An 8,906-nucleotide genomic window follows, 5' to 3' on the forward strand; every position below is an offset into this window, starting at 1 on the left:
ATGGCCATCACGCTTCGTCAGTCCGACGCCGATTTCGAGCAGCGTTTCGCCGCCTTCCTCCTGACCAAGCGGGAAGTGTCAGCCGATGTCGACGCCGCGGTGCGCGACATCATCGCGCGCGTCCGCGCCGAGGGGGACGCGGCGTTGATCGAGTATTCCCAGAAATTCGATCGCGCCGATCTTGCTGGATTAGGCATCGCCGTCTCGAAGGACGACATCGCCCAGGCTTACAAGGCCGCTGACCCAAAAACGATCGAGGCGCTGGAATTCGCGCGCGACCGCATCCGCTCGCATCACGAACGGCAGCGGCCGAAGGACGATCGCTATAGCGATGCCGCCGGCGTCGAACTCGGTTGGCGCTGGACGGCGATCGAGGCGGTCGGGCTCTATGTGCCGGGCGGCACGGCGAGCTATCCGAGCTCGGTGCTGATGAACGCCGTACCTGCCAGGGTAGCCGGCGTCGAGCGCATCGTCATGGTCGTGCCGGCGCCCGGCGGCGTCATCAACCCGCTGGTGCTGGTGGCCGCCGATATATCAGGCGTGTCGGAAATCTACCGCGTCGGCGGCGCCCAGGCGATCGCAGCCCTTGCCTATGGAACCGAAACGATCCGGCCGGTCGCGAAGATCGTCGGGCCGGGCAACGCCTATGTCGCCGCAGCCAAGCGCCAGGTGTTCGGCACCGTCGGCATCGACATGATCGCCGGGCCGTCGGAAGTGCTCGTCGTGGCTGACGGCAGCAACGACCCGGACTGGATCGCCGCCGATTTGCTAGCCCAGGCCGAGCACGATGCGTCGGCGCAGTCGATCCTGGTCACCGACGACCCGGGCTTCGGCATCGCCGTCGAACAGGCGGTCGAACGCCAGTTGCAGAACCTGCCGCGCGCCGAAACGGCGGCGGCAAGCTGGCGCGATTTCGGCGCCGTGATCGAGGTCGCCACCATCGACGCCGCGCTACCGCTGGTCGACCGTATCGCCGCCGAACACGTCGAATTGGCAATCGACGATGCCGAGGGTTTTCTGGCCCGGATGCGCAATGCGGGTGCCGTCTTTCTCGGCCGCCATACGCCGGAAGCTATCGGCGACTATGTCGGCGGATCCAACCATGTGCTGCCAACGGCACGCTCGGCACGTTTCTCGTCCGGCCTGTCCGTGCTCGATTTCGTCAAGCGCACCTCGATCCTCAAGCTTGGGCCGGAGCAGTTGCGGATCTTGGCGCCGGCGGCGATTGCGCTGGCCAAGGCGGAAGGCCTTGAAGCACATGGCCGCTCCGTCGCCATACGGTTGAATATGTAGGCCGGCATGTCGGACTCCGATCAAACCCGCGGCAGGCTGATCGATGTCGAACTCGATGAATCGATCGGCCGTTCGACACCCGATGTCGAGCATGAACGCGCGGTGGCGATCTTCGATCTGATCGAGGAAAACAGTTTTCGACCCGTCAATGACAGCGGCGCCGGCCCCTATCGGCTGAAACTGTCGCTGGCCGAGCAGCGCCTGGTCTTTGCCGTGGCGCGAGAGGATGGCGCCGCCGTCGTCACCCACATCCTGTCGCTGACGCCGCTCAGGCGCATCGTCAAGGACTATTACATGATCTGCGAAAGCTATTACGATGCCATCCGCTCCTCGACGCCGAGCCACATCGAGGCGATCGACATGGGCCGCCGCGGCCTGCACAATGAGGGTTCGCGGACGCTGATGGACCGGCTCTCCGGCAAGATCGACATCGACTTCGATACGGCGCGCCGGCTGTTCACGCTGGTCTGCGTGCTGCACTGGCGGGGCTAGCCCTGGCACCCGGCGGCCTTCCCCGTTCGATCCTGTTCCTGTGCGGGATGAATGCCGTGCGCTCGCCGATGGCGGAGCAACTGGCGAGGCGGATGCTACCTGACACCATCTTCGTCGCCTCGGCCGGCGTTCGCGCGGGCGAGCGCGATCCGTTCGTCGATGCGGTGCTGGCCGAGGAGGGTCTCACGCTGGGCGAGCGTCACCCAAGGACGATGGACGATCTCGAGGACGACTATTTCGACCTCATCGTCACGCTGGCGCCGGAAGCGCACCACGCGGCGCTTGAACTCACCCGCTCGCTCGCCGTCGAAGTCGAATACTGGCCGATGCCGGATCCCACCGATGCCGGCGGCACGCGCGAGCAGATCATGGCGGCCTACAGGGACGTGCGCGAGCGGCTGAAGTTGCGCATAGGTCGACGTTTTTTGCTCCCACAACAAAAAAACGCGACGGATTAAGCGTGTTCACAAGCGAACGATTATCATATAGGTTCCGCCGAAATTCCGGCTAGAGTCGGATGATTTCAGGTCTGTTCGAGCTGAAATCTGAATCCGCCTCTAAACCAAGAAGTAGAGCATGATGTCGTCCGAAAACCGCTTCACACTTTTCGGCATCATGCTCTAAGCGCCGGAACTGCCATCCAAGCAAAGGTATCGAATGCCGAAGGAAGAAGTCCTCGAGTTTCCGGGTGTCGTGACGGAATTGTTGCCCAACGCGATGTTCCGGGTAAAGCTCGAAAACGAACACGAAATCATCGCCCATACGGCCGGCCGCATGCGCAAGAACCGCATCCGCGTGCTGACCGGCGACAAGGTTCTGGTCGAAATGACACCATACGACCTGACCAAAGGCCGCATCACCTATCGTTTCAAGTAAGCAAAGCCCGACTGGTCCGCGATGAGCATTTTGCAGAAGCTGGTGCTTGCCTCGGGTTCGCCGCGCCGAATCGAGCTCTTGCAGCAAGCCGGTATCGAACCGGACCGCGTGCTGCCTGCCGATGTCGACGAAACGCCGCTGCGTGCCGAGCATCCGCGCTCGCTGGCCAAGCGGCTGTCGAAGGAAAAGGCCGAGAAGGCATTCGCTTCGCTGACAATCGAAGCCGACTATGCGCCGGGCTTCGTGCTGGCCGCGGACACGGTGGTGGCCGTCGGGCGGCGCATCCTGCCCAAGGCCGAGACGCTCGACGACGCCGCCAACTGCCTCGGGCTGTTGTCCGGCCGTTCGCACCGGGTCTATTCCGGCATCTGCCTGATCACGCCGGGCGGCAAACTCCGCCAACGGCTGGTCGAGACACGGGTGCGCTTCAAGCGACTGCCGCGCGAAGAGATCGACGCCTATGTCGCCTCGGGCGAATGGCGCGGCAAGGCCGGCGGCTACGCCGTCCAGGGTCTCGCCGGCGCCTTCGTCGTCAAGCTGGTCGGCTCCTACACCAACATCGTCGGGCTGCCGCTCTATGAGACGGTGGCGCTGCTATCCGGCGAAGGCTTCAAGATCCATCGAAGCTGGTCATCGCCGCGGCCATGAGCATCGACGACAAGGTGACGCCGCTACGGCCCAAACGCCCCTGCCCCGAATGCGGCAAGCCGTCGGCGCGCGAGACTTATCCATTCTGCTCGACGCGCTGCAAGGACATCGACCTCAATCGCTGGCTGAAGGGCGCCTATGTCATCTCGGCCCGCGACGACGAGGACGAGACCGACCCCGACGCTCCGAAATAGGTCGTCAGGCGGCTTCGGTCTTGCGCCTCACGCGGGCCCAGGCCGGCAGCCAGTCGCCGTGAGCGGCGAGAAGGTCGTCGACCAGTGACCAGATCTGGTCGAGATCAAGCTCGGCGGCGGTATGCGGGTCCATCATCGCAGCATGGTAGATGTGCTCGCGGTTCTCCGTCATCAGCGCCCGCACCGTCAGTTCCTGCACATTGATGTTGGTGCGGATCAGCGCGGTCAATTGCGGCGGCAGCTCGCCGATATAGGTCGGCTGGATGCCGGAGGCGTCGACCAGGCACGGCACTTCGGCGGCGCAGTCGAAAGGCAGCGAGGTGATGCAGCCATTGTTGCGGACATTGCCGTAGATCACCGACGGTTCGCCGGTCCAGACCGAATTCATGATCGAGGAGGCATACTCTTTCGACTGCTCGACTTCGATGCGGTCGGCCGAACGATAGGCTTCCGCCTGCCCCTTCCAGCGCTCGATCTGCTCGATGCAGCGCTTGGGATACTCATCCAGCGGGATGCCGTACTTCTCGATCAGGTCCGGGCGTCCGTCCTTGATGAAATAGGGCGTGTATTCGGCGAAATGCTCCGAGCTTTCGGTGACGAAATAGCCGAGCCTCGTCAGCATCTCGTAGCGCACCTTGTTGGGGCAGCGCGGGTTCCAGCCAGGCTTGGGCGCGCGGCCTTCGCGATAGGCACGCACGAGATCTGGATAGAGATTGCGGTAGGAACCGTCCGGCTGGCGATGCTCGAAGCTGAGATAAAAGGCCATGTGGTTGATGCCGGCCGAGCGATAGCGGATTTCCTCATAGGGAAGGTCGAGATCGTGCGCCAGCTCCATTGCCGTGCCCTGCACCGAATGGCAGAGGCCGACCTGCCTGATCTCAGGATATTTCTCTGATATCGCCCAGGTGTTGATCGCCATCGGGTTGACATATTGCAGCATGATCGCCCGCGGGCAGACGGCGAGCATGTCCTCGCAGACCTTCCACAGATGCGGCACGGTCCGGAGCCCCCGCATAATGCCGCCGACGCCGAGCGTGTCGGCGATCGTCTGGCGCAGGCCGTATTTCTTCGGCACTTCGAAATCGGTGACCGTGCAGGGCTCGTAGCCGCCGATCTGGAACGCGACGACGACAAAATCGGCACCGGCCAGCGCCTTGCGCTGGTCCGAATGGGTCTCGGTCTTCGCCTTGACGCCAAGCGTCGCGATCAGCTTGTTGACGACGATGGCGCTCTCTTCCAGCCGTTGCGGATTGACGTCCATCAACGCGATCGTCGCGCCGGCAAGCGACGGGCGTTGCAGCACGTCGCCGACAATGTTCTTCATGAACACCGTCGAGCCGGCGCCGATGAACGTGATCTTGGGATTTCTTGCCATGCTAATCTCCGGCATATGTTCAGGCCACTTCGAAAGCGGCCCTGACGAGCCGTTCGGTGTAGGCGGTCTTGGGATTGGAAAGGACATCGTCGACGGGGCCCTGCTCGACGATCTTGCCGTTCTGCATGACGATGACGCGGTGGCACAGTGCGCGCACCACCTTAAGGTCATGCGAGATGAAAAGGTAGCTCAGGCCGCGCTCGTCCTGCAGTTTGCGCAAGAGGTCGATGATCTGCGCCTGGACGGAGAGGTCCAGCGCCGATGTCGGCTCGTCGAGCAGGATGAATTCGGGTTCGAGCGCTATGGCGCGGGCGATCGCGATGCGTTGCCGCTGGCCGCCGGAGAATTCGTGCGGAAACCGCGACAGTATATCGCCTGGCATGCCGGCGCTGACCAGCGCGTCGCGCACTCGCTCTACCCGCTCGCGCCGCGTCGCTCCTATGCTGTTGACGATCAGCCCTTCCTCGATGATCTGCCCGATCGTCATGCGCGGGTTGAGAGAAGAGAACGGATCCTGGAAGACAATCTGCATGCGTGATCGCAAGGGCCGCATCTCGGCTCGCGACAGGCCGTGGATCGGCTTGCCGTCGAAGCGAATCTCGCCGCGCTTGGTGTCTATCAACCGGAGCAGGGCCTGGCCGAAGGTGGTCTTGCCGGAACCTGACTCGCCGACCAGCCCCAGCGTCTCATGGCGGCACAGGCTGAGGCTGAGACCGTCGACGGCGACCAGTTCGCGCCAGTCGGGTTTCAGGAAGGTGCCATGGCGCAGCATGAAGGAGACGCGCACGCCGCTGGCCTCGAGGATGGTGCCGCAGCCGGCGGGGAGCGGCTTCGGCTGCCCGCGCGGCTCGGAAGCCAGCAGCCGCCTCGTATAGGGATGCTGCGGATCGGCAAACAGCCGTTCGGTGACGTTGTGCTCGCACATTTCGCCATGCTGCATGACATAGACGTAATCGGAGAACTGGCGCACGACGGTCAGGTCGTGGGTAATCAGGATTACCGCCATGCGCAGCTCTTTCTGCAGGCTGCGGATCAGGTTCAGGATCTGCGCCTGGACGGTGACATCGAGCGCCGTGGTCGGCTCATCGGCGATCAAGACGTCGGGATTGTTGGCAAGCGCCATGGCGATCATCACCCGCTGGCGCTGCCCGCCCGACAGCTGGTGCGGGTATTGCCTGAGCCGCGCAGCGGGATCGGGAATCTGCACGTGCTGCAGAAGTTCCAGCGCCCGCGCCCAGGCCTGCTTGCGGCTGACCTTGCGATGCACCCTGATCGCCTCGACGATCTGGCTGCCGACCGTATAAATCGGGTTGAGTGAGCTCATCGGCTCCTGGAAGATCATCGAAATGCGGTTGCCGCGCAGCTTGCGCCGCGCGCTCTCGGGGAACTTCAGGATGTTTTGTCCGTCATAGCAGACGCTCGATCCGGGCGACACCGTGGCGCGCCGCGACAGCAATCCCATGACGGTGCGCGCCGTCACCGACTTGCCGGAACCGGATTCGCCGACGATGGCGATCGTCTCGCCGCGATAGAGCTGGAACGAGATGTCCTTGACCGCGTCGACGACGCCATGCTCGACCTTGAAGGCCACGGCGACATTGCGGGCGTCGATAACGGGCTGATCCTGGCGTCCGTCATGGTCATGGCGGACGGTCGGTGCGAAGGATACGGCGAGCGCGACTGACATCTGTGCCACCTCAGTAGGGATCGACGGCGTCGCGCAGGCCGTCGCCAAGCGCGTTGAAGGCAAAGACTGTGACGAGCACGAAGCCGACCGGCGATAAGATCCAGGGATAGGTGCCTATGACCGAATAGGTCGCAGTGTCCTGCAGCATCAGGCCCCACGAGATCAGCGGCGGCTTGACGGCAAAGCCTAGGAAACCGAGGAAGGATTCAAGCAGCACAACCGTCGGGATCGCCAACGTGACGGCCACGATCACATGGCTCATCACATTGGGGAAGATGTGCTGCATGATGATGCGCCTGTCGGTGGCGCCGACCGCCATGGCGGCGCGCACATACTCGATCCGCGCCAGCGCCAAAGTCTTGCCGCGCACCTCGCGCGACATCTGCGCCCAACCCAATGCCGACATGACGATGATGACGAAAGCAAGAAAGACGTTGGTGGGAGCAGTAACCGGGATCAATGTCGTCAGCGCCAGGTAAAGCGGCAGTTGCGGGAAGGCGAGCACCAGTTCGACGAAGCGCTGCATCCAGACATCGAACCTGCCGCCGAAATAGCCGGAGACCATACCGACGGTGGTGCCGATGACGGTGATGATGAAGACGACCGTCAGCGCGATCATCAGCGAGACGCGCGAGCCATGGATGGCGCGCGACAGCACGTCGCGGCCGAATTTGTCCGTGCCGAGGAAATGTACCGGCTGGCCATCCAGCGAGCCGAACAAATGCCGGTCCGCCGGTATGAGCCCGAACAGCTTGTAGGGTGCGCCGTGCGCAAAGAAGCCAAGCAGCCTCGGATGGTCATAGTCAGGGCCAACGACAGGCTGGAAGGTGACCGGATCGAGATCCGCCGAATCGGCGAGCGCATAGACCCTCGGCCGAGCGGTGAAACCGCCGTCCTTGTCATGGAAAACAGGCACCTGCGGCGGAGCGAAGCCGACGTCCGTGACCTTCGGGTCCATCGGCGCGATGAACTCGGCGAACACGGCCATCACCAACAGGAGCACGACAAGCCAAAGCCCGGCCATGCCGGTCCAGGAGCGCTTCAACCGGCGCCAGACAAGCGCGATATAGCTCTCATTGCCGCGCTGCGGCTTCTCGATTGTGCCTTCGGCGGGCAACGGTGGTGGGAGATTGTCGAAAGCCAGCATCTCAGCTTTCCCCGAACTGGCGCACGCGCGGATCGAGCAGCACGAGCAGCATGTCGGCGATGATGTTGCCGACAATCAGCGTTGCCGACAAAACCATCATGAACGTGGCGGTGACATAGACGTCGCCGACAGCCATGGAGCCGACGATCGCCGGGCCGACGGTTGGCAGCGCAAAGATGATTGCGGTCTCGATCTCGCCGGTGAGCATATAAGGCAGCACCACGCCCTGGTACATGACGAGGGGGTGCAGCGCATTGGGCACGGCGTGACGCATGACGACGGCAGTGCCGGTCAGCCCCTTGGCCCTGGCAGTCTCGACATATTGCGCGTTCAGCGTGTCGAGCAGATTGCCGCGCATGACGCGCATATTGTAGGCGAGGCCGCCGAAGGTGGCGATCGCCACGACAGGCCAGACATGCTTGACCAGGTCGACGAATTTGGCCCACGACCACGTAGCGCCGCCATATTGCGGCGAGAAGAAGCTGCCGATCTCCGATACGTTGAACTGGAAGACCAGGAGATAGACGATGATCAGCGCCATCAGGAAGCGCGGCACCGTCATGCCTAGGAAGGAGATGGCCGAAAGCGTGCTGTCTATCCAGGTATATTGCCGGGTCGCCGCCCAAATGCCGAAGCCGATGCCCAGCACCGAGGCGAGCAGATGGCAGACCAAAGCCAGAAGGAGCGTGCGCGGCAGCCGCTCGCCGACCACATCGGCTACCGGCTTGTTGTAATAGAGGCTGTAGCCGAAGTCGCCGCGGGTGATGATGCCACCGATCCAGTTAAGATACTGGACGGGCAGCGGCTTATCGAGGCCATGCTCGATGCGATAGGCCTTTGCCTGCGCGTCAGCCTCGGCGAAGGAAGCTCCACCCTGGTTGATCGCCTGCGAGCGGATGTAGTCGGCATAATCGCCCGGCGGCGCCTGGATGATGGCAAAGGTGACCAGGCTCAAAATGGCGAGGACCGGTATTGCCGACGCTATGCGCGTGAGCAGGAATCGCAACATGGACGGTCCGTTTCCTTGTCTCGCCGATCGCGCCCTTTGGATGCGTCCGGAGGTTGACTTTGTCGGGGGCCCCCCGGCGCCCGCCCCGCACAATATCAAAAAAAGGGGGGGAACCCAAAAAAAAAGGCCGTTTTTTAAATGGGTGTCGCTGCCGGCCGACAGGGACAAAAAGAAAAAAGGATTAT

General features: G+C 63.0%; 11 protein-coding genes. 7 read left to right on the forward strand and 4 right to left on the reverse strand.

What is annotated here, in order from left to right; genetic code table 11:
• From hisD to yacG, 6 genes are all read left to right on the forward strand, one after another.
• Positions 1-1,293 carry a histidinol dehydrogenase gene (gene hisD / locus NKJ90_RS27110; protein WP_023758395.1) on the forward strand — a complete coding sequence of 431 codons (1,293 nt, stop codon included), beginning with the start codon at positions 1-3 and terminating at the stop codon, positions 1,291-1,293.
• Positions 1,294-1,299: 6 nt separating this feature from the next.
• Positions 1,300-1,785 (forward strand): UPF0262 family protein, encoded by a 486-nt coding sequence (locus NKJ90_RS27115; RefSeq protein ID WP_352487184.1) that lies wholly within the window; start codon positions 1,300-1,302, stop codon positions 1,783-1,785.
• Entirely contained in the window at positions 1,773-2,243 is a 471-nt protein-coding gene (locus tag NKJ90_RS27120; RefSeq protein WP_352487189.1) for an arsenate-mycothiol transferase ArsC, read from the forward strand. Before NKJ90_RS27115 ends, NKJ90_RS27120 begins: the two co-directional genes overlap by 13 nt.
• Before the next feature lie 199 nt (positions 2,244-2,442).
• Entirely contained in the window at positions 2,443-2,661 is a 219-nt protein-coding gene (infA, locus tag NKJ90_RS27125) for a translation initiation factor IF-1 (protein WP_006200926.1), read from the forward strand.
• Positions 2,662-2,682: 21 nt separating this feature from the next.
• A complete protein-coding gene (locus tag NKJ90_RS27130) occupies positions 2,683-3,309 on the forward strand; it encodes a Maf-like protein (protein ID WP_023758398.1) in 627 nt (208 codons plus the stop codon).
• On the forward strand, positions 3,306-3,503 hold the full coding sequence (gene yacG / locus NKJ90_RS27135; RefSeq protein ID WP_023758399.1) for a DNA gyrase inhibitor YacG: 198 nt from the start codon (positions 3,306-3,308) through the stop codon (positions 3,501-3,503). The genes NKJ90_RS27130 and yacG overlap by 4 nt, the downstream gene beginning before the upstream one ends.
• Before the next feature lie 4 nt (positions 3,504-3,507).
• Here the strand turns inward: yacG and NKJ90_RS27140 are convergent, their stop codons facing one another.
• Genes NKJ90_RS27140 through NKJ90_RS27155 form a run of 4 tightly spaced genes read right to left on the reverse strand, consistent with a single transcriptional unit; the run spans position 3,508 to position 8,721 of the window.
• Positions 3,508-4,878 carry an alpha-glucosidase/alpha-galactosidase gene (locus NKJ90_RS27140; RefSeq protein ID WP_023758400.1) on the reverse strand — a complete coding sequence of 457 codons (1,371 nt, stop codon included), beginning with the start codon at positions 4,876-4,878 and terminating at the stop codon, positions 3,508-3,510.
• A gap of 19 nt (positions 4,879-4,897) precedes the next feature.
• Positions 4,898-6,565 (reverse strand): ABC transporter ATP-binding protein, encoded by a 1,668-nt coding sequence (locus NKJ90_RS27145; RefSeq protein WP_023758401.1) that lies wholly within the window; start codon positions 6,563-6,565, stop codon positions 4,898-4,900.
• Between the two features lie 10 nt (positions 6,566-6,575).
• The gene (locus NKJ90_RS27150; protein WP_023758402.1) at positions 6,576-7,712 is read right to left on the reverse strand and encodes an ABC transporter permease; all 1,137 of its coding nucleotides are present in this window, start codon (positions 7,710-7,712) and stop codon (positions 6,576-6,578) included.
• A gap of 1 nt (position 7,713) precedes the next feature.
• Positions 7,714-8,721, reverse strand: a complete 1,008-nt coding sequence (locus NKJ90_RS27155) for an ABC transporter permease (protein WP_023758403.1) — start codon at positions 8,719-8,721, stop codon at positions 7,714-7,716.
• Here NKJ90_RS27155 and NKJ90_RS27160 point away from each other — a divergent pair.
• A partial coding sequence (locus NKJ90_RS27160; RefSeq protein ID WP_352487187.1) for a hypothetical protein occupies positions 8,720-8,906 on the forward strand: 187 nt, incomplete at its 3' end. The genes NKJ90_RS27155 and NKJ90_RS27160 overlap by 2 nt on opposite strands.

Source organism: Mesorhizobium sp. M0051 (assembly GCF_040323235.1).
In the GTDB taxonomy this organism is placed as follows: Bacteria; Pseudomonadota; Alphaproteobacteria; order Rhizobiales; family Rhizobiaceae; genus Mesorhizobium.